Origin of the sequence: Burkholderia arboris (genome assembly GCF_902499125.1) — a bacterium.
GTDB classification, from domain to species: Bacteria; Pseudomonadota; Gammaproteobacteria; order Burkholderiales; family Burkholderiaceae; genus Burkholderia; species Burkholderia arboris.
The window spans coordinates 98,614-118,695 of the sequence record NZ_CABVPX010000018.1 but is presented as its reverse complement, the minus strand read 5'-3'; the positions used below and the strand labels follow the sequence as shown (position 1 = coordinate 118,695).

The window sequence follows — 20,082 nt, the reverse complement described above, 5'->3', positions numbered from 1 at the left end:
TTCATTTTTTTCTTCGCCGCGCTGCGCCATTATCCGCCCAATCCGGCCAAAGTGAAACGTTTGCGGTTGCACCAGGCACGTTATACCGGCCATTCGTCAACAGTCTTTCCAAATACTTACGGTTCGTGCGATGCCATTCGGCCATCCTTGCATTCGAGACGGCGTTCCTTTTTAATGGAACTGGTTCCATTCGTTGAATCGGCCAGGATCCCGCGTGACGCGCAGTCGCGTGCGCGTCATGATGCCGATTCAGGATCGAGGATCATTCAGCTCAGGATTCGCATCGCCCGTCCCTCCCGGACACCCCGTCAAACGAGACCGTCATGCCCGATTCCGCCTCCTTGCAGCAGCTGTTTCCCGCCTATCAGGACATCCCCGCCGAATTCCGGCTCACCGCCCCGATCCACCAGCGCGTGTCGCTCGTCGACGGCGCGTTGCGACCGTGGGACGGCGCGACCAAGACCGTCCTGTCGCCCGTGTGCGTGCGACAGGCGGACGGCAGCGTCGAGCAGGTCGAGATCGGCAGCTACCCGGTGATGGGCGAAACGGAAAGCGACGCGGCGCTCGACGCCGCGGTGCGCGCATACGATGCCGGCCGTGGCGAGTGGCCGACGATGAAGGTCGAGCAACGCATCGCGTGCATGCAGGACTTCATCAAGCGGATGGTCGCGCAACGCGAACTCGTCGTGAACCTGATCATGTGGGAAATCGGCAAGAGCCTCGCCGATTCGCAGAAGGAATTCGATCGCACCGTCACGTACATGACGCAGACGATCGACGCGCTGAAGGAACTGGACAACGCGAACTCGCGCTTCGTGATCGCCGAAGGCACGATCGGCCAGATCCGCCGCACGCCGCTCGGCGTCGTGCTGTGCATGGGCCCGTACAACTATCCGCTGAACGAGACGTTCGCAACGCTGATCCCCGCGCTGCTGATGGGCAACACCGTGGTGTTCAAGCCGCCCCAGTACGGCACGCTGCTGTTCGAGCCGCTGCTCGAAGCGTTCCGCGACGCGTTCCCGAAGGGCGTGATCAACACGATCTACGCGCCGGGCGCGGTGGTCGTGCCGCACATGCTCGCGTCGGGCAAGATCAACGTGCTCGCGTTGATCGGGTCGAGCAAGGTGGCCGATCACCTGAAGAAGCAGCACCCGAAGTCGCACCGGCTGCGCGCGATCCTCGGCCTCGACGCGAAGAACGCGGCGATCGTGCTGCCCGACGCCGATCTCGACCTGACCGTGAAGGAGTGCCTGCTCGGCGCGCTGTCGTTCAACGGCCAGCGCTGCACCGCGCTGAAGATGCTGCTCGTGCATCGCTCGATCGTCGACGAATTCCTGAAGCGCTTTACCGCTGCGCTCGAACAGCTGAAGATCGGCATGCCGTGGGAGAAAGGCGTCAGCATCACGCCGCTTCCGGGCATGCATCGCACGGCGTACATGACGGACGCGATCGACGATGCAAAGGCCAAGGGCGCGCAGGTCGTCAATCACTCGGGCGGCGAGTTCAGCAAGACGCTGTTCTACCCGGCCGTCGTGTATCCGGTATCCGAAGGGATGAAGCTGTACCGCGAGGAACAATTCGGGCCGATCATTCCGGTCGCGCCGTTCGATGACGTCGAGACCGCGCTCGACTACGTGACGACGTCGGATCACGGCCAGCAGGTCAGCATCTTCGGTTCCGATCCGGCGCAGATCGGCGCGCTCGTCGATCCGCTCGTGAACCAGGTGTGCCGCGTGAACCTCAACTGCCAGTGCCAGCGCGGGCCCGACGTGTTCCCGTTCGCGGGGCGCAAGGATTCGGCCGAAGGCACACTGTCGGTGAGCGACGCGCTGCGCGCGTTCTCGATCCGCTCGATGGTCGCCGCGAAGCAGACCGACGGCAGCAAGCAGCTGCTCGATTCGATCGTGTCGGATCACCACTCGAAGTTCATCAACACGGGCTTCATTTTCTGACGCACGCGGCGGGTGTCGCAGCGCCCGCCCGATCGCCAGGCCCTCGGCGAAGCCGCGGCGGTTGCCCGCCTACCGTGCGAGCGCCGCCAGCACATTCCGGCGGTAGCTCGGGTCCTTTTCAAGAATCTCGAGCACGCCGCGCGTTGCGTCGACGTTCGTGTACAGCTCGGCGTTGCTCGATTCGGCGCCATTCGCGAAGAGAAACACCTTCGCCTGCACCGGCGACGTACGAACGCGACGAAGATCCCCGCTCAGCACGATCATGTCGCCGGACACGCGCGCCGCAAAATGCGGCGACGACAGTGGCTGTCCGTAGCGTGTTGCCATCGCGTCCAGCAACGCGTCACTCTCGCCGCCGATCGACTGGTAGGCAATTCCCCGGCCGGTGCCGGCACGCACGCCGAACACGACCTTGAGACCGACCGTCCGGCCCTGGTAGACGCCTCGCGCCACGACCGAACATTGATTCAGGTCGTCGCAGTCGATCGATTCGACCGCGAGGCGAATGTCGGCGAGATCCCGCAGCACGGGGGCCTGCGCGGTGGATATGTCAGGCAACGCCGGCTCGCGAGCGGCACAGCCGAACGCCAGACAAACAGACAGCCCCGCGCCCAGCAGGCCCGGCACGATGGCGCGAAATCGACTCACGTCATGTTCCCGTGTTCAATTGCGCCGAGCGGCTCGGCCACGCGATTGACGCGCTCGAACACGTCAACGACGTCGTCGCCGTCGAATGAAAACACGGCAAACTCGTATGCCAGAAATCGCGCCCGAACGGCTTCCGGCAGTTCGTCGTATCGCATCCCTGCCACGACTTCGCCGTCGATCGGGTCGCACGAGCCTGATAGCGGCAACTTGCCATCTCCGAATTGCCAGATCGTCCTGAGACGCCGCATCCCGTCAACCACCCCGAAACGCGCAAACCCGTCGTCTCCCGATGTGCGCATCCACACTTGCGTGTCGACCCACCGGTCGCGGAGGATCGCATCGATATATTCCTGCTGCTGTTCCAGCGTCCAGTTGGCATTCCGCGACCGATCGCCTGGAAACGCATGGATTCGACTACGCAGGCTCGTCGGCGCCAGCACCATGGCGATACGCCAGATTTCGAGGTTGCGGCCCATCTTCCCCCCATCGGAAATCGCTTGTGAATCGACCTATCGTACGCCCTGGACGTTGGTCACCAGCAGCCTGATCCCCGCCACGCCGAACACGACGGCCAGACACGCCTCCATCGCGCGGCGGCCGCGCACGTACAACCGGCGCGCACCGTCCATCGAGAACACGAGCGCATAGCCGCCGAACACCACGCAGCCGATCGCGAGGCAGCCCGGCACGACGGCGCCGTGCGACGCGCCCGCACCGTTCGACGACAGCGCGACGATCGACACCCATACGAGGATCGCCTTCGGATTGGTCAAATGCAGCATCGCGCCGCGCACGTAGAAGCGCGACAGCCGCAGCTCGCTCGCCGCGTTCGCCGATGCCGCCGCCGGCCCCGACAGCGCCGTGCGCCCCGACTTGAACGCGAGCCACAACAGGTACAGCCCGCCGAAGACCTTGATCGCGACCAGCAGCTTCGACCACGCGAGCAGCGCGGCCGACACGCCAAGCGCGGCCACCGTCGCCCAGAACATCGACCCGGAGATCACACCGAGCGCGAACGCGAGCGCCGCTTTGCGGCCCTGGTTCGCGGCGACCGACATGATTGCCAGATTGCTCGGCCCCGGGCTGGCCGTGCCGATGAAATACGCCGTGTACGCCAGCAGCAGGTTGGCCGAGAAGAAGGTGGGGACGCTCATGTCGAACCTCGCAGGGATGATCCGGAGATTGTTGGCAAACGCACGCCGTCTGCCCATGAACAGTTGGCCAGCAATTCGCTGGGCCAGTTCAGCGGCCGTGCAACCAGGTCGCCCCGCGCAAGCGTGTCTCTGTTTTGAAACAACCGGCGCATTCGCCGCCGGTTCCCGCGATGCAACGGCAGTCGTCCCGTGCCGCCGCCTTCCGCCGCCGAACGTACGGCAGACGTGGCCAGACCGCGCTGCACGCGTCGTTCCGGCCGTTCGTCGGCAGAAACGCACGACGCGTCCGATGCCGGCGTTACGTTACATCCGTGAAGCATTTCGCCTCGTCGGGCCGCGTCGGGCACCCGACGCCCCGGCCCTCCCGTCCGTAGACACCTTTCTCGACCGACTGCGCAATCCAGTCCCGGCGGGACTCGCCGACCCGCGCCGTATCACTGCTCAACATTACTCAACAATCGTCTGACGACGCTGGTACGGAATCTGCATTCCATTCGGGTAAAAGCCGCGCCGGTCATCGCGCGGACAGGAATCCCCCCTCGGGCGCGTCCAAGAACCCGCCCGAACGATCCGCACATGCAACGAGGCCCTTCATGAATGCGCTGCCCAACTCGTCCGATCCGTCGTTCCAGCTCTTTCTCGCGAAGGTGCTCGAACAGCCGCTGCCCGACTGGACCGAAAAACAGCAGATGGAACTCGAGATGGCCCGCACGCTGTCGACGCAAATGGTCAATCTCGCCGAAGACATGCGCGGCCACACGCCCGATCTCGCACGCTGCCTCGTGCTGCTCCGCTACGCGAAGGTGCTCGACTTCATGCTGACGTCGCTCGCCGCGCACCGCGACATTCATCCGCAGACGCTGCGCACGCTGTTCCGGCTCGCGAACCTGAAGGTCGACGATGCGTATCCGGTCTGAGCCGGCACGACGCATCGTCTGCGGCGAGCGGCACGTGCGGCAAACCCGCTCATTCCCGATGTGCGCGGATGCCCGGTAATCTCGCCGCATGAGCATCGCGAACCGGACATCGCGACTGGCCGGCGAACTCTGCGTCTTCGCGAAGCGGTACGGGCGCAAGGCACAGAAACATCTCGACCCGAACGATCGCCGCTACGATCACGACGTCGAACGCACGATGCGGCGACTGTCGCCGGCCGATCTCTCCGGTCTGCTGGCCGGCGACGAAGCCGAAGGCGAACACGACATCGCGCCCGGTTCCGCCGATACGCCCCGCCGGCCCTGAACGTGGCCGGCTTCGGCCGGGCCTGACCGCCCACCCGTGCTGCCCGACTGCCCCTCCCCGCAAACGGAGGTACAATCGCGCGCCATGAACGCACTTCGCCGCTTCCTGCTCCGGCCAGGCGTCGCGCGACAACTGCTGTGGGGATTCCTCCTCGTGACGCTGCTGTCCCGCGCGCTGATGTCGGGCGCCGTGATGCTCGATCCGGATGGTCCGGAGGCGGGCTCGGTGGTGCTGTGTTCGGGCCGCGGCCCGCTGATCGTCACCGGCGCCGCACTGGCCGCCCGCTTCGATGCGAGCGCGCCGATCACGCCGGCCAACGACGCGTTGGCGCTCGTCGATGCGCTCAAGCATGATGCGCACGCCGACAAGGCCGCATCCTCCGGAAACGGCGACAGCCTCTGCGCCTTCGGTGCAGCGCTATTCACCGCACTCGCGTCGTTCGTGCTGCTGGTGCTGCTGTTTCCCGCCGCGGCGCCGCGACGGTTCCGCATTCATTTCGACAGTATCCCTTTCGTGCGATCGATATTCGACGATCGCCCGCCCTCCCGCGCACCTCCTCTGTTCTGCTGAACGTTCCGCCTTGCGGCGCGTGCACGTCAATGTGCATGCGCCTTCACGCCGTTCGTTTCACACGACCTGATTCACGCGTTCATCCGCATGCCCGCATCGCGCGGGCGGCGCCGCGTTGCGCATCGCTTGCGCATGACGCCGCGCCGCCCGTTGCGCCCCTGCGCGCATGCGGGTGCGACGCACGTTGACGGCAGCGGGCCCGCGCCGGCCCCGCCGCTCGACGCTCACGAGGAGCTGACACCATGTCGACGACCGTCGATCGGGCAATCTCGCCCACCCGTTCCGCAAGCGCCGGTTACCGGACGCTCTGGCGCTGGCACTTCTATGCCGGCCTGTTCGTGATGCCGTTCCTCGTGATCCTCGCGATCACGGGCACGCTCTATTGCTTCCAGCCGCAGATCGAGCCGCTGCTCTATCCGCACCGGCTGATCGTCGAACCGCGCGCGACGCCGCGGCTCGACGCCGACACGCTGCTCGCACGCGCACGCACCGCGATGCCGGCCGGTGCAACGCCGGTGTCCGTGCAAGTGTCCACCGCGCCGGACCGCAGCGCCGAGTATGGTTTCCGGCTGCGCGACGGCAGCCGCGAGAGCGTGTACGTGAACCCGTACGACGGCGGCGTGCTCGGCACGCTGAGCGTCGACAACCGCTTCATGCAGGTCGACCGGATGCTGCATCGCAAGCTGCTGCTCGGCAAGACGGGCGAGCTGCTGATGGAGCTTGCCGCCTGCTGGACCTTCGTCATGATCGGCACCGGCATCGCGCTGTGGTGGCCGCGCGGCGCCGAGCGCGTCGGGCGCGCACTGCGGCCCGACCTGTCGCTGCGCGGCCGGCCGCTGTGGAAAAGCCTCCACGCGACAGCCGGTATCTGGCTCGCGGCCGGCACGGTCGCGTTCATCCTGACGGGGCTGCCGTGGTCGGGCTCGTGGGGCAAGAACTTCAAGGCGCTCGCCGCGACCGTGAACCTCGGCGCGCCGGAAGGCGCATGGGGCGGCTCATCGGTGCGCTCGACGCGACCGGGCACCGCCACGACGCCCGGGCAGGCGCCGGCGCACGCCGCCGCACCGTCCGGCCATCACCACGATTCGGGCGATTCGATGCCGGGGATGGTGATGGACGACCTGCCATTGCCGCAAACGCCGTGGGCGGTCGGCAACGTGCCCGTTCCGCAATCGCCGTCGGCGCCGACCCCCGCACCGTTGCCGCTGGCCCGCGCGATCGCGACCGTCGCCGGCCTGGGCGTGACGAGCGGCTACACGCTCGCGCTGCCGTCCGGCGCGGACGGCGTGTTCACCGCGTCGTACTTCCCGGCCGACCCGAAAGCGGAACGCACGATCTACGTCGACCAGTACAGCGGCGCGGTATTGAAAGACATCCGCTACGACGACTACGGCGCGGTATCGCAGGCCGTTTCGTACGGCACGTCGCTGCACATGGGCCGTTACTTCGGGCTCGCGAACCAGATCATTTGCGCAGTGTTGTCGCTCGGGCTGGCCGCGATGGCCGTCACGGGCACCGTGATGTGGTGGAAGCGCCGCCCGGCCGGAAAGCTGGGCGCACCGTCGCGCGAACGCGGCACGCCGCCGATGCGCGGCTGGATCGCCGGGCTCGTGCTGCTCGGCATCGTCTTCCCGCTGATGGGAATCACGATCGTCGCGGTCTGGTTGCTCGACCGGCTGCTGTTCGGCCGCGCGACGCGCGCGGCAGCGTAATCGACGCAAGCGCTTCCACCCATTCGAAGGAAACCGAAACGATGAAGTTCAGATTGATGCTGCCCGCCGCCGTGCTCGCGGCCTTTTCTCCGGCCGGGCAGGCACAGGAAAGCGGCGTCGACCGCACCGGCGCCACGCTCGCCCCGATCCGCGTCGACGCGCAGAAGGCACCCGCGCTCACGCAGCCGCTCGACACCGGCAGCCATCTCGGGCTGTCGTCGCTCGAAACGCCCGCGAGCGTCGAGCAGATCAACCGCGCGACGCTCGACACGCGCGGCGACAGTTCGATCATCGACGCGGTGAGCCGCGCCGCCGGCATCAGTGCGTCGCCGCATCCCGGCAACGGCAATTCGGAGCTGAGTGCGCGCGGCTTCGTCGGCGCATCGTCGGTCACGCAGCTCTACGACGGCGTACGCCCGTACGGCGCGATCGGCGTCACGTTCCCGTTCGACACGTGGTCGGTCGACCATATCGACGTGCTGCGCGGCCCCGCGTCGGTGATCTACGGCGAAGGCGCGATCGGCGGCGTGGTCAACATCGTGCCGAAGAAGCCGACGCGCACGCCGATCCGCAACGAGCTGCAGGTCGGCGGCGGCACCGAGGGCACGGCGCGGGCGGCGTTCGGCAGCGGCGGCGCGCTCAACGACAAGCTGTCGTACCGCTTCGACATCAGCGGCAACCGCTCGTCGAACTGGGTCGACCGCGGCGACTCGCGCAACCTGTCGATCTCCGGCGCGCTGCGCTACGACGTGACGCCGGACCTGACCGTCACGGCGTCGTACGCGCAAGGCTTCATGCACCCGATGCAGTATTTCGGCGTGCCGCTCGTGAACGGCGCGCGCGATCGGGCACTCGACAAGAAGAACTACAACGTCGGCGACAGCGACATCGCGTTTCGCGACAGCTGGGCCACCGTATCGGCGAACTGGCAGCCGAGCGACAACCTGAACGTGACGACCACGCTGTACCGGATGAAGAGCAACCGTCACTGGAAGGATGCCGAGTACTACACGTACCTGCCGTCGAGCGCGCAGGTCCGGCGCAGCAGCTACACGGAAATCTTCCACGACCAGGAACAGTACGGCAACGTGACGACGGCCACGGTCAGCAGCGCGCTGCTCGGCATGCGCAACACGTTCTCGACCGGCTTCGAGTTCAACCACACGACGTTCCAGCACGACAACAACTCGCCGTACTCGGGCACGTCGACGGTCGATCCGTTCAATTTCGACCCGGGCAGTTTCATCAACACGGCCGGCACCGTTCCGAAGTACCGCAGCCAGTCGAACCAGTACGCGCTGTTCGCGGAGAACCGGCTCGAGATCACGCCGCGCTGGTCGGTGATCGGCGGGTTGCGCTACGACCACGCGAGCGTGAACCGCGACGATCTCGTGAACGGCGGCGCGTTCACGAAGGTGTTCGCGAACACCGGCTGGCGCATCGGCACCGTGTACGACGTGCGGCCCGGTCTCGCCGTGTATGGCCAGTACTCGGTATCGGCCGATCCGGTCAGCTCGCTGCTGTCGCTGAATGCGTCGAAGGCGAACTTCACGCTCGCGACCGGCAAGCAGATCGAGATCGGCGTGAAGCAGTCGTTCCTCGACGGCAAGGCGGAATGGACGCTCGCCGCGTACCGGATCGTCAAGAGCAACCTGCTGACGGCCGACCCGGTGAACCCGAACCAGTCGATCCAGGTCGGCCAGCAATCGTCGCGCGGGCTCGAGGCGACGGTCGGTGCGGAGATCGCGAAGGACTGGCGCGTCGACGCGAACGTGTCGATCCTGCGCGCGAAGTACGACGACTTCCAGCAGTCGTCCGGCGGCACGACGGTGTCGCGCGCGGGCAACGTGCCGGTGTCGGTGCCGCAGCGGCTCGCGAACCTGTGGGTGAGCTGGCGCTTCGCGCCGGACTGGACGGGCATCGCGGGCGTCAAGTACGTCGGCAAGCGCTTCGCCGACACCGCGAACCAGCTCGTGATGCCGTCGTACACGACCGTCGACCTCGGCCTCGCGTGGAAGCCGCGCAAGGACACGACGATCACCGCACGCGCGTACAACGTGTTCAACCGCCGCTACGTGCAATCCGCGTACTACAACGAGACGCAGTACCTGCTCGGCAACGACCGGCGGTTCGAAGTGCTGGCGAACTACCGGTTCTGACGGCGCATGCCGCCGCACAACGTGCCGGCCGGCACGGGCGCGGCGGCGTGCCGGTCGGTCTCCGGCATCGCCGCTGCCACCCCGCCTTCGTGCCTCACGCCCCCGTGCCCGCCGCACGCCCCGCCATCCACTTCCGGTAGCGGCGCGTCTGGCACTGCGCGACCAGTTGCTGCCGCACCAGCGCACGCAGCGGCGACACCTGCGGGTGCGTACGCCGCCCTTCGCTGAGCCGCGTGAGCTGGAACTTGACGACGGCCATGTTGGCCAGCGCGCCCAGCGCCTTGTTCTTCCAGCGGATCGGCTGCAGCACCGGTGCGCTGTCCTTGCCCGCGCGCCAGTCGCGCGGCAGGTTCGGGTCGATCGACAGCGCGGTCGCGATGCCGACCATCGCCACGCCGCTGTTCACGACCTGCTCGGCGACCGCACGACGCCGGATCCCGCCCGTGACCATCAGCGGCATCCGCGCGACGGCCGTGATGTCGCGTGCGAATTCGAGGAAATAGGCTTCACGCGCCAGCGTGCGCCCGTCGCGGGCTTCGCCCTGCATCGCCGGCACTTCATAGCTGCCGCCCGACAGCTCGACGAGATCGACGCCGAGCGGATTCAGCAGCTCGACCACACGCTTCGCGTCGTCCGCGCTGAAGCCGCCGCGCTGGAAATCGGCCGAGTTCAGCTTCACCGCAACGACGAATTCCGGCGACACCGTTGCACGCACCGCCTTCACGATATCGAGCAGCAGGCGCGCGCGATTCTCGACGCTGCCGCCCCACCGGTCCTGCCGGCGGTTCGTCAGCGGCGACAGGAACTGGCTCAGCAGATAGCCGTGCGCCGCGTGCACCTGCACACCGGTGAAGCCGCTTTGCTCCGCGAGTTGCGCGGCGCGCACAAAGCGCTGCTGCACGTCGCGAATATCGGCTTCCGTCATCTCCTTCGGCACCGGGAACTGCTTCGACAGCGCGCCGAGCGCGAGCGGCACGGCCGACGGCGCGAGCGTCGTCTGGCCGAGCGCGGCCTGCATCTGGCGCCCCGGATGGTTGATCTGCATCCATACGTGCGCGCCGCCCGAGCGGGCGATTTGCGCCCAGCGGCGGAAGCGGTCGAGCTGCGCGTCGTTTTCGAGCACGACGCCGTTCGGCCCCGTCATCGCACGGCCGTCCACCATCACGTTGCCGGTCAGGATCAGGCCGACCTGGCCGTCGGCCCACGCCTGGTACAGGCGCAGCAACGCGTCGGACGGTGCGTGGTCCGCATCGGCCATGTTCTCTTCCATCGCGGCCTTGGCCAGACGGTTCGGAATCACCGCCCCGTTGGGCAGTGTCAGCGGCGCAAACAGATTCATGGTGGACTTCCTCGATTGACGATGCCCAACGATAACTTTAAAGTCAACTTTAAGGTCAAGCCCTTTTGGAGCACATCATGAAAATCGGCGAACTGGCTAAGGCGAGCGGCCTCGCGGCGTCCCGCATCCGCTTCTACGAAGCGAGCGGCCTGCTCGAACCGGCCCGCCGCCAGGCGAACGGCTACCGGGAATACGGGCCGGAAGCGTTGACGCGGCTCGCGATCATCGATCGTGCGCAGCGCGCGGGCTTCGCGCTCGACGAAATCCGCGCGGTGCTGCCGCCCGATCTCGGCGCGTGGCCGCGCGACGAACTGCTGGTCGCGCTGCGGCACAAGGTCGACGAAATCGCGCTGCTCGAGCGGCGTCTCGTACAGAACCGGCAGCATCTGGAAACACTGATCGACGAAATCGAGAACAAGCCGGCGGGCGAGGATTGCGCGGGCGCCGCGCAACGGATGCTCGACCGGCTGTGCGAGCAGGCCAGCGAACCGCTTGAACCCGCGCCCATCGTGCGGCCGGCGCGCAAGCGGGCGTGACTGACTGCACGGCGTTCCCCATCGATCGATCAACCCGCGCTGTGGCGAGACGCGTCGACGCAAGCGCGCCGGCTTCCGCTGCGCCCCCTCATGACCGCCCTATCCGCATGACGATCCCCCGTATCCGAGGATTTTTCATCGCCGCGCTGCTGACGTGCGCCATCGGCAGCGCCTTTGCAGCGACGTGCGACGACACCCATTCGTCGATCCGTTGCCCGGACACCCCCGATCTGCCGGCCGACATCGTCGCGCAGTTGCCTGCCGGCTACGAAGCGCTGGATGCCGCGTCGGGGCGACTGACCGACGGCACCCGCAACGGGTACGTCGTCGTCGCGCATCAGCCCGGCGATTCGATGAGTACGCCTTCGCCGCGGCCGCTGCTGATCTTCCTGCAGGGCAAGGACGGGCACTACCGGCTCGCGGCGCGCAACGACACCGTGATCATGAAAGCCGACGAAGGCGGCATGGGCGACCCGTATCTCGATGGCGTCGCCGACAATGCGCTCACGGTCGAGCCTCGCACGTTCACGGTCGAACAAGGCGTATTCGCGGGCCGTAACCACTGGCGCGACCGCGTGACGTTTCGCTACGAGGCGGCGCATCGCACGTGGATGTTCCATCGCGAAGTGTTCCGAAACTGGCGATTCAACGAGAACCCGGATGGCGATGCGCTGAAAGCCGACCCGGTGCGCGTCACGCGCGCCGATGCGGCGAAGGCCGTCGCATTCGACGCGTGGCGGCCGAGCGACTGGTGCGATGCCGCCGAACGGCGCGACAGCGATCCGGCTTGCCGCAAGCATTGACGACGCGCGGGCGGCGACGGTGCGTGCCGGTCGCTTGAAGTGCGCTGCGGCACGACTGTCCGGATTTGCCTACGTCGCAGGTAATCGACGCGCGCCGCCCACACCGCGATCATGGCGCCATCGATTCACGAACCGCAGCACGCCCAGGAGCCCGCCGTGACCGCCTACGCCATCGCCCACCTGCACGACGTCGACATGTGCGACGACATCGTTGAGTACCTCGAACGCATCGACGGCACGCTCGCGCCGTATGACGGTCATTTCGCGATTCACGGCGCGCGGCCGGAAGGTCGCGAAGGCGTGTGGCGCGGCGACCTGATCGCGATCGCGTTTCCCGATCTCGACACGGCGCGCGCATGGTACGACTCGGATGCGTACCGGCAGATCCAGCCGCTGCGCGCCCGGCACGCGAGCGGCCCGCTGATCCTGATCGACGGCGTCGACAAACGGCACAAGGCGACGGACGTCCTGCGCTGAATCGCGACGCCGGCGAGGCCGGCAACGCTTACGACGCGTTCCGCTCCATCGGCTCGCCGACCACGAAGCCGCCGCCCTGGAACCGCTGCGCGGGATCGTCGTACTCGGCGGTCGGCGCCGTCACCGGGAACAGCCCGGCGAACTGCTCGGAGCTGTCGCGCGGGCGGAAGCCGAGGAAGCCGGCCTTCGTGTTGTCCCACCACTTCACCGGGTTGTCCGACGCGCCGTAGACGATCGCGTGCCCGACACGGTTCGTCAGCAGCGAGCAGCGCACCAGCTCGATGAAGTCGCGATAGCTGAGGAACGTGACGAGCATGCGCGGATTCTTCGGCACTTCGAACGACGAGCCGATCCGCAGGCACACCGTCTCGATCCCGAAGCGGTCGAAGTAATAGCGCGACAGCGATTCGCCGAAGCACTTCGTCACGCCATACAGGCTGTCGGGGCGCAGCGGCGAATCGGCGTCGAGCACTTCGGTGACCGGATGGAAACCGATCGCATGGTTCGAGCTCGCGAACACGACACGCTTCACGCCGTGCTTGCGCGCGGCTTCGTACAGGTTGTACGTGCCGGTGATGTTCGCGCCGACCAGATCGTCGAACGGCGCATCGACCGAAATGCCGCCGAGGTGGACGATCGCGTCCACGCCATCGACGAGCGCCATCACGGCCGGGCGATCGGCCAGGTCGACCACGCGGATTTCTTCATGCGCGGCCGCGTCGTCCAGCGCCGCGATGTCGCTGACGCGTACGACGTCGGCCCAGTCGGCGAGCGCGCCGCGCAACTGGCGGCCCAGGTTGCCGGCCGCGCCCGTCAGCAGCAGGCGCCCGAACGGTTTGCGCGCGGCGGTGGATGAGGCGTTCATCGAATCTCCTTGAATCTGACCAAAATCGGAAAACGTTTTCCAACTATACGCGGTGGCGCGGCCGAACGTCAATGGTCGAACCCGTTCTCAGCCATCCGCACTTTCCCGATATCGACGGCTGGCCGCGCACCGGCTTTTTCTGACACAATCCGGCGTAATAGAACGAAAACGTTACCCTTCCGATGAAAAAAGTTTCCCCGACGATCCGCGACGTGGCTGCGGAAGCCGGCGTGTCGGTCGCGACGGTATCGAAGTACGTGAACGGCACGCAGCGCTTCTCGCCGACCGTCGAGGCGCGGCTCAAGGAATCGATCGAGCGTCTCGGTTACCGTTCGAACCCGCTCGCGCGTTCGATGATCACCGGCCGCACGCGCACGATCGGCCTCGTGATCCTCGACATCAGCAACCCGCACTTCACGAACGTGGTGAAAGGCGCGAACCGCGTCGCGCTGCAGCACGACTACACGCTGCTGCTCGTCGATACCGAAGAGAGCCAGGCGCGCGAACGCTCGCTGATCGAAGCGCTGGCGCAGCGCGTCGACGGCCTGATCGTCAGCACGCGGATGCCCGACGAGGAAGCCGGCTGGATGCTCGACCTCAACAAGCCGCTCGTGCTGCTGCGTCGCAGCCCCGGCCTGCCGATTCCGAGCGTCGGCATCGACAACCGGCTGTCGACCTACATGCTCGCGCGTCACCTGCTCAATCTCGGCCACACGCGCATTGCCTATCTCGGCTTCGGCACCGCGCGCGTGAACGACGAGCGGATCCAGGGCGCGCGCGACTGCCTCGCCGAAGCGGGGCTCACGCTCGACGTGCACGATGCGCATGCGCCGACCGCCGAAGCCGGCGAGCGCGCATGCTCGCGCGTGATGCTCGGGCCGCAGCGTCCGCAAGCGGTGATCTGCTACAACGACCTGATCGCGCTCGGCTTCATGAAGGAAGCGGCATCGCTCGGCTTCCGGCTGCCGCAGGACGTGTCGGTCGCGGGCATCGACAACGTGCCGTACGGCGAATACGCGGCGCCCGCGCTGACGACCGTCGACATCCAGAGCGAGAACATGGGCGAGCTCGCGATGCAGAAGCTGATCGACGCGCTCGCGGGACGCACCGATGCGAGCTATTCGACGTTCGAGCCGCGGCTGATCATGCGTGCATCGACGGCATCGGCCGGCTGATCGCGCGCCCGCCGCGCGCGCCGAAAGAAAACGCGCCGCCCGAGGGCGGCGCGTTCGTTTGCCGGGACGCCATCAGGCGTCGAGTTTCGCGGGCTTCATCTTCGGCGTGAGCACGTGCATCACGGCCAGCGCGATCAGGTAGGCCGACGCGCCGATCGCGAACAGCACCCAGTAGTGGCCCGTGCGCTGCAGCACCTGGCCGATCACTTCCGAGAACAGCACGCCGCCGATCGAGCCGGCCATCCCGCCGATGCCCACCACCGACGCCACCGCACGGCGCGGGAACAGGTCGGACGCCGTCGTGAACAGGTTCGCCGACCAGCCCTGGTGCGCGGCGGCGGCGAGGCCGACGATCAGCACCGCGGGCCACAGGCTCTGCACCTGCGACACGAACGCGATCGGCAGCACGCAGCATGCGCAGATCAGCATCGCCGTCTTGCGCGCGCCGTTCACGCTCCAGCCTGCGCGCAGCAGCATCGACGACAGCCAGCCGCCGCCGATGCTGCCGACCGTCGTCAGCGCGTAGATGCAGACGAGCGGCAGGCCGATGTGCTGCATGTCCATCCCGCGCGACTCGTTGAGCCACTTCGGCAGCCAGAACAGGTAGAACCACCACACCGGATCGGTCAGGAACTTGCCGATCAGGAATGCCCACGTCTCGCGCTTGCGGATCAGCTCGCCCCAGCGCGGCGCGCCGGCGTTCGCATTCGCGGCATCGAGCGCTTCGGCTTCGTCGCGCGGCTCGTCGTACTCCGCGGCGAGCGCACGCGTGTCGGCCTGGCGATAGAGCACGAGCCACACCGCGAGCCACACGAGGCCGATCGCGCCGATGATCACGAACGCCGCGCGCCAGCCGTAGGCCACCGCGATCGCCGGGATGATCGCCGGGGCGAACACCGCGCCGATGTTCGCGCCCGAGTTGAAGATGCCGGTCGCGAGCGCGCGTTCGCGGCGCGGAAACCATTCGGCCGTCGTCTTGATCGCGGCCGGGAAATTGCCGCCCTCGCCGATCCCGAGCAGCGCACGCACGAACGCGAAGCCCGTCACCGAGCCGACTGCCGCATGCAGCATCGCGGCGATGCTCCACACCAGCATCGCCACCGCGTACGACACGCGCGTGCCGAGCCAGTCGACGATGCGCCCGAAGCCAAGCAGGCCGAGCGCATAGAACGCGGAAAACGCCATCACGATGCGGCCGTACTGCACCTGGCTCCAGCCGATGTCGTGCTGGAGCATCGGCGCGAGCAGGCCGAGGATCTGCCGGTCCATGTAGTTGATGACGGTCGCGAAAAACAGCAGCGCACAGACGGTCCAGCGGTAGCGGCTGGCGGCTGCGCGCACGGCGCCGACGACGGCAGATTGCATGAATGTCTCCGATGCGCGGCCGCGCCCGTCGCGCCGCACGGTATTCGTTGACCGGCGACCGGCGCCGGGGTGGGCGGCCCGCGCTGACGCACGGGTCGGTTCACCCACCAATCTGGAAAACGTTTTTCAAAGGATAGGGCGTCTGCCGGCGCCCTGTCATTCGGGGATTTCGATGAGTCATCTCAAATGGGTCACCGCAAAAGAGACGACTGTTTCGCAGATTGGCATTAACCGTTTTTCCCGGATTTTCCCGACACGCGCGCGGGAGTGCGGCCGCCCATTCACATGTCCGATTCCAGCCAGAATCCGGCGCGGGGATGGTTTACAGTCGTCGCATGCGCCTCGATCCCGACACCTGCTACGACGCCCTGCTTTCGCGGAACCGCCGCTTCGACGGCTGGTTCTTCGTCGGCGTGGCGACGACCGGTGTGTATTGCCGCCCCGTTTGCCCGGTGAAGCCGCCGAAGGCGCAGAACTGCAGCTACTACCCGACCGCCGCAGCCGCCGAGAAAGCCGGGTTCCGGCCCTGCATGCGCTGCCGCCCCGAACTCGCGCCCGGCCACGGGCTGCTCGACCTGTCCGGCAATCTCGCCGACGCAGCCGCCTCGCTGATCGAGGACGGTTTCCTGAACGCACATTCCGTCGACGCGCTCGCGCAGCGCGTCGGCGTGACCGAGCGGCATCTGCGGCGGATCTTCGGCGCGCAATTCGGCGTGTCGCCGGTCGAGTTCGCGCAGACGCACCGGCTGCTGATGGCCAAGCGGCTGCTGACCGATACCGCGCTGCCGGTGGCCGTCGTCGCGTCGACGGCCGGATTCGGCAGCGTGCGGCGCTTCAACGACCTGTTCCGCCAGCGCTATGGCCTCAACCCGCTGCGGCTGCGCAAAGGCGCCGGTGCATCGGCCGACGGCGACATGACGTTCCCGCTGCCGTACCGGCCGCCATTCGCGTGGGACGACCTGATGCGCTTTCTGGCGCAGCGGCAGATCGACGGCGTCGAGCGGATCGATGCGCAGGGTTATGCGCGTGTCGTCGACATGCCGGACCGGAACGACGGTGGCCGCGTGACGGGCTGGCTATCCGTCGCACACGTGCCGCAGCGCTTCGCGCTGGCTGTCACCGTGTCGCGCGCGCTGACGCCGGTCGTCCCGGCCGTGCTTGCCCGCGTGCGGCGGCTGTTCGATCTCGACAGCCGGCCCGACGTGATCGACGCGCATCTCGGCGATCTCGCGAGCGGCTCGCCGGGCCTGCGGGTGCCCGGCGCGTTCGATGGCCTCGAGATCGCGATTCGCGCCATCGCAGGCGAACAGCTGGCGGCGGCGGATGCGGGCACGCCTGCGCCGGCACGCATTGCAGAACGCTTCGGCGCCCCGGTCGACGGCGCGCCGCCGGGCCTCACGCACGCGTTGCCGTCCGCTGCAACGCTGGCCGCCCTGCCGCCTTCGGCCCTCGAAACCATCGGCATCAAGCGCGATACGGCACGGGCAATCGTGTCGCTCGCACGCGCAATCGACGACGGCACGCTCGCACTCGAACCCATGGCGCCGCTCGATCCAACGCTCGCCGCGCTGCGCACGATGCCCGGCTTCGACGAACGCGCGGTGCAGTACGTCGCGATGCGTGCGATGGCCTGGCCGAATGCGTTCCCCGCCGACGATGCGTGGCTTCCCGCACGCACCGAACGCGCGACCATGCCATCATCTGCGCCGCATGCGGCGCGCTGGGCGCCGTGGCGCGCGTATGCCGCACTGCATGTGTGGCGACTTCATGGAGATGCAGCGCGATGACTCCCGCTCACCTGATTCCGAGCCCGCTGGGCGACATCGCCGTGCGCATCGAGGACGATGCGCTGACGGGCCTGTACTTCGTCGGCCAGAAATACTTTCCGCCGGTGGCGATCGTGACCGAAGCCGAAGCGCTCGCGAGGTCGCCGGTCGCATGCAAGGTCGCGGAAGAAATCGCCGAATACTTCACCGGCACGCGCGACACGTTTTCGGTGCCGATCCACCTGCGCGGCACCGCGTTTCAGCGACGCGTGTGGAAGGAGCTGCTCGCGATTCCGTTCGGCGAACTCGTGTCGTACGGCGACATCACCGAACGCGTCGGGTTGCCGATGAGCGGCGCGCGCGCCGTCGGCGGTGCGGTCGGCCGCAATCCGGTATCGATCATCGTGCCGTGCCACCGCGTGGTTGGCGCGTCGGGCAGCCTGACCGGCTACGCAGGCGGCATCGACCGCAAGCGTGCGCTGCTGTCGCTCGAAGGCGCCGGGTTCTCACGTGGCGCCCGTCATCCGGTTCAGCAGGCGCTCGCATTCTGATACGTGATGCGCATCACGCGCTCAACAGGGGCCGGCGCGCTTCACGCTTCGCATACGCGCCGGGCGTCGTGCGGAATTTTGCCTGGAACAGCGCGATGAACGACGACGTCGAGTCGTAGCCCAGTTGCGCGGCCACCGTGCCGATCGGCTCGCCCGCATCGAGCAGCGGCAGCGACGCGATCAGCCGCACGGCCTGCCGCCATTCGGTGAACGACAGCCCCGTATCCTGCCGGAACAGCCGCGACAGCGTGCGCCGCGTCGCGCCGACCTGATGGCCCCATTCGTCGAGACTGCGCGTATCGCCCGGCGCGGCATGCAATGCCCGCGCGATTTTCAGCAGGCGCGGATCGCGCGGCAGCGGCACCGTCAGCGGCGCCGGCTGCATCCGTGCGATCCGGTCGGCGATCAGGCACACGAGTGCGCCCTCCGGCCCCGCCTCGTCGTAGTTCACCGGCAACTCGCCCGTCGCGATCACCAGCTCGCGCAACAGCGGCGTCATGCAGAGGATCGTGCAGTCGTCGTTCACGTCGTCGCGCGCGATCGCGGCGTCGAGATACAGGCTGTGGAACGCGACGCAATCGCGCGTCGACACCGCATGCGGCACGTGCGGCGGAATCCACATCGCATAGTGCGGCGGCAGCAGATGCCGGCCCGACGGCGTCGACACCTCGAGCACGCCGCTCGTCGCATACATCAGCTGGGCCCACGGATGGCTGTGCGCGTCGACGCTCACGTTGCCGGGGATCCCGAACGCGCGCACGTACAGCGGCCTCGGCAGGCGCGCCATCGGCGGCACCGCGTAAGGGTCACCCGATTGTCCCGCCAGCAACATAAGACGTCCTCCGAAGGTCATTGCACGAACGAACGCGATGCTACCGTGGCGGCTCTTCTTTTACACGGCTTCCGTTCATGAGCGCTCACACCCGCACCACCCGCAAGACCGTCACCGCGATCCGTTCGACCAAAGGCATCGGCAGCCTCGTGTCGCTGACCGCGTATTCCGCGCCGATGGCGAAGCTCGTCGATGAAGTGGCCGACGTGATCATCGTCGGCGACTCCGTCGGCATGGTGCTGTACGGGATGCCCGATACGCTGCGCGTCACGCTCGACATGATGATTGCACACGGTGCGGCCGTCGTGCGCGGCGCCGCGCAGGCGTGCGTCGTCGTCGACCTGCCGTTCTCGACGTTCCAGGAATCGCCCGCGCAGGCCTATCGCTCCGCCGCGCGGCTGCTCGCCGAAACCGGCGCGCAGGCCGTGAAGCTCGAAGGCGGTACCGAGATGGCCGACACGATCCGCTTCCTGACCGATCGCGGCATTCCGGTGATGGCGCATGTCGGCCTCATGCCGCAGCAGGCCAACGCGACGGGCGGCTTCCGCGCGCAGGGGATGGATCCGCGTTCCGCTACGCAGGTGTTCGACGCCGCGTGCGCGGCCGAGCAGGCCGGCGCGTTCAGCGTGGTGATCGAAGGCACCGCCGAAGCGCTCGCGCGCCACCTGACCGACACGCTGACGATCCCGACGATCGGCATCGGTGCATCGCCGGTATGCGACGGGCAAGTGCTCGTGACCGAGGACATGATCGGCGCGTTCGATGCGTACACGCCGCGCTTCGTGAAGCGCTATGCCGATGCGAATGCGGTGATGCGCGACGCGATCCGGCAATACGCGCACGACGTGCGGGAGCGCGTATTTCCGGAGCCCGCGCATTGCTTCGGGTACGGCAAGCCGCTGCAACTCGCAGACGCAGCCGCGTGATGCGCGACGA

The 20,082-nt window shown here is 67.4% G+C and carries 19 protein-coding genes and 1 pseudogene; 13 read left to right on the top strand and 7 right to left on the bottom strand.

Features of this window, described 5'->3' with window-relative positions; all coding sequences use genetic code 11:
* The first annotated feature begins 323 nt into the window (after nt 1-323).
* The gene (locus tag BLA15945_RS22010) at nt 324-1,952 is read left to right on the top strand and encodes an NADP-dependent glyceraldehyde-3-phosphate dehydrogenase (RefSeq protein ID WP_059237703.1); all 1,629 of its coding nucleotides are present in this window, start codon (nt 324-326) and stop codon (nt 1,950-1,952) included.
* A gap of 69 nt (nt 1,953-2,021) precedes the next feature.
* Here the strand turns inward: BLA15945_RS22010 and BLA15945_RS22005 are convergent, their stop codons facing one another.
* From BLA15945_RS22005 to BLA15945_RS21995, 3 genes are read right to left on the bottom strand one after another with little or no spacing between them, the layout of a single operon-like run.
* Nucleotides 2,022-2,600 carry a hypothetical protein gene (locus tag BLA15945_RS22005; RefSeq protein WP_174993370.1) on the bottom strand — a complete coding sequence of 193 codons (579 nt, stop codon included), beginning with the start codon at nt 2,598-2,600 and terminating at the stop codon, nt 2,022-2,024.
* Nucleotides 2,597-3,076 carry a hypothetical protein gene (locus BLA15945_RS22000; protein WP_174993369.1) on the bottom strand — a complete coding sequence of 160 codons (480 nt, stop codon included), beginning with the start codon at nt 3,074-3,076 and terminating at the stop codon, nt 2,597-2,599. The genes BLA15945_RS22005 and BLA15945_RS22000 overlap by 4 nt, the downstream gene beginning before the upstream one ends.
* Nucleotides 3,077-3,109: 33 nt before the next feature.
* The gene (locus tag BLA15945_RS21995) at nt 3,110-3,754 is read right to left on the bottom strand and encodes a LysE family translocator (protein ID WP_174993368.1); all 645 of its coding nucleotides are present in this window, start codon (nt 3,752-3,754) and stop codon (nt 3,110-3,112) included.
* Between the two features lie 593 nt (nt 3,755-4,347).
* Between BLA15945_RS21995 and BLA15945_RS21990 the strand changes: the two genes are divergently transcribed.
* From BLA15945_RS21990 to BLA15945_RS21970, 5 genes are all read left to right on the top strand, one after another.
* Nucleotides 4,348-4,671 (top strand): hypothetical protein, encoded by a 324-nt coding sequence (locus BLA15945_RS21990; RefSeq protein ID WP_059237706.1) that lies wholly within the window; start codon nt 4,348-4,350, stop codon nt 4,669-4,671.
* An 88-nt stretch (nt 4,672-4,759) separates the two neighbouring features.
* A complete protein-coding gene (locus BLA15945_RS21985; protein ID WP_174993367.1) occupies nt 4,760-4,996 on the top strand; it encodes a hypothetical protein in 237 nt (78 codons plus the stop codon).
* 84 nt (nt 4,997-5,080) lie between these two features.
* The gene (locus BLA15945_RS21980; RefSeq protein WP_174993366.1) at nt 5,081-5,566 is read left to right on the top strand and encodes a hypothetical protein; all 486 of its coding nucleotides are present in this window, start codon (nt 5,081-5,083) and stop codon (nt 5,564-5,566) included.
* Between the two features lie 242 nt (nt 5,567-5,808).
* Nucleotides 5,809-7,278, top strand: coding sequence for a PepSY-associated TM helix domain-containing protein (locus BLA15945_RS21975; RefSeq protein ID WP_174993365.1), 1,470 nt, complete (start codon nt 5,809-5,811; stop codon nt 7,276-7,278).
* A gap of 41 nt (nt 7,279-7,319) precedes the next feature.
* Nucleotides 7,320-9,437 carry a TonB-dependent receptor gene (locus BLA15945_RS21970; protein ID WP_174993364.1) on the top strand — a complete coding sequence of 706 codons (2,118 nt, stop codon included), beginning with the start codon at nt 7,320-7,322 and terminating at the stop codon, nt 9,435-9,437.
* A 94-nt stretch (nt 9,438-9,531) separates the two neighbouring features.
* Here the strand turns inward: BLA15945_RS21970 and BLA15945_RS21965 are convergent, their stop codons facing one another.
* Nucleotides 9,532-10,776 carry an NADH:flavin oxidoreductase/NADH oxidase family protein gene (locus BLA15945_RS21965; protein WP_174993363.1) on the bottom strand — a complete coding sequence of 415 codons (1,245 nt, stop codon included), beginning with the start codon at nt 10,774-10,776 and terminating at the stop codon, nt 9,532-9,534.
* A 77-nt stretch (nt 10,777-10,853) separates the two neighbouring features.
* Between BLA15945_RS21965 and BLA15945_RS21960 the strand changes: the two genes are divergently transcribed.
* The 3 genes from BLA15945_RS21960 to BLA15945_RS21950 all read left to right on the top strand — a co-directional run bounded on the left by BLA15945_RS21960 (nt 10,854) and on the right by BLA15945_RS21950 (nt 12,592).
* Entirely contained in the window at nt 10,854-11,312 is a 459-nt protein-coding gene (locus tag BLA15945_RS21960; protein WP_174993362.1) for a MerR family transcriptional regulator, read from the top strand.
* Between the two features lie 107 nt (nt 11,313-11,419).
* Nucleotides 11,420-12,115, top strand: coding sequence for a hypothetical protein (locus tag BLA15945_RS21955; RefSeq protein WP_174993361.1), 696 nt, complete (start codon nt 11,420-11,422; stop codon nt 12,113-12,115).
* 156 nt (nt 12,116-12,271) lie between these two features.
* Nucleotides 12,272-12,592, top strand: a complete 321-nt coding sequence (locus tag BLA15945_RS21950) for a DUF1330 domain-containing protein (protein WP_174993360.1) — start codon at nt 12,272-12,274, stop codon at nt 12,590-12,592.
* A gap of 28 nt (nt 12,593-12,620) precedes the next feature.
* Here BLA15945_RS21950 and BLA15945_RS21945 read toward each other — a convergent pair whose 3' ends face one another.
* Nucleotides 12,621-13,457: an NAD-dependent epimerase/dehydratase family protein gene (locus BLA15945_RS21945; protein WP_059237714.1), complete on the bottom strand. Its 837-nt coding sequence runs from the start codon at nt 13,455-13,457 to the stop codon at nt 12,621-12,623.
* A gap of 71 nt (nt 13,458-13,528) precedes the next feature.
* On the opposite strand from BLA15945_RS21945, the pseudogene BLA15945_RS21940 reads away from it, so the two are divergent.
* A pseudogene (locus tag BLA15945_RS21940) lies at nt 13,529-14,632 on the top strand (LacI family DNA-binding transcriptional regulator).
* A gap of 72 nt (nt 14,633-14,704) precedes the next feature.
* Here BLA15945_RS21940 and BLA15945_RS21935 read toward each other — a convergent pair.
* Nucleotides 14,705-15,997, bottom strand: a complete 1,293-nt coding sequence (locus BLA15945_RS21935; RefSeq protein ID WP_059237716.1) for an MFS transporter — start codon at nt 15,995-15,997, stop codon at nt 14,705-14,707.
* Nucleotides 15,998-16,314: 317 nt separating this feature from the next.
* Between BLA15945_RS21935 and BLA15945_RS21930 the strand changes: the two genes are divergently transcribed.
* Nucleotides 16,315-17,784: a DNA-3-methyladenine glycosylase 2 family protein gene (locus BLA15945_RS21930; protein WP_174993359.1), complete on the top strand. Its 1,470-nt coding sequence runs from the start codon at nt 16,315-16,317 to the stop codon at nt 17,782-17,784.
* Entirely contained in the window at nt 17,781-18,314 is a 534-nt protein-coding gene (locus BLA15945_RS21925) for a methylated-DNA--[protein]-cysteine S-methyltransferase (protein WP_059237718.1), read from the top strand. The genes BLA15945_RS21930 and BLA15945_RS21925 overlap by 4 nt, the downstream gene beginning before the upstream one ends.
* A 13-nt stretch (nt 18,315-18,327) precedes the next feature.
* On the opposite strand, the gene BLA15945_RS21920 is transcribed toward BLA15945_RS21925, so the two are convergent.
* On the bottom strand, nt 18,328-19,146 hold the full coding sequence (locus BLA15945_RS21920; RefSeq protein WP_174993358.1) for an AraC family transcriptional regulator: 819 nt from the start codon (nt 19,144-19,146) through the stop codon (nt 18,328-18,330).
* A 77-nt stretch (nt 19,147-19,223) separates the two neighbouring features.
* Here BLA15945_RS21920 and panB point away from each other — a divergent pair, with 77 nt between their 5' ends.
* Nucleotides 19,224-20,072, top strand: a complete 849-nt coding sequence (gene panB / locus BLA15945_RS21915; protein WP_174993357.1) for a 3-methyl-2-oxobutanoate hydroxymethyltransferase — start codon at nt 19,224-19,226, stop codon at nt 20,070-20,072.
* Nucleotides 20,073-20,082: the final 10 nt, after the last annotated feature.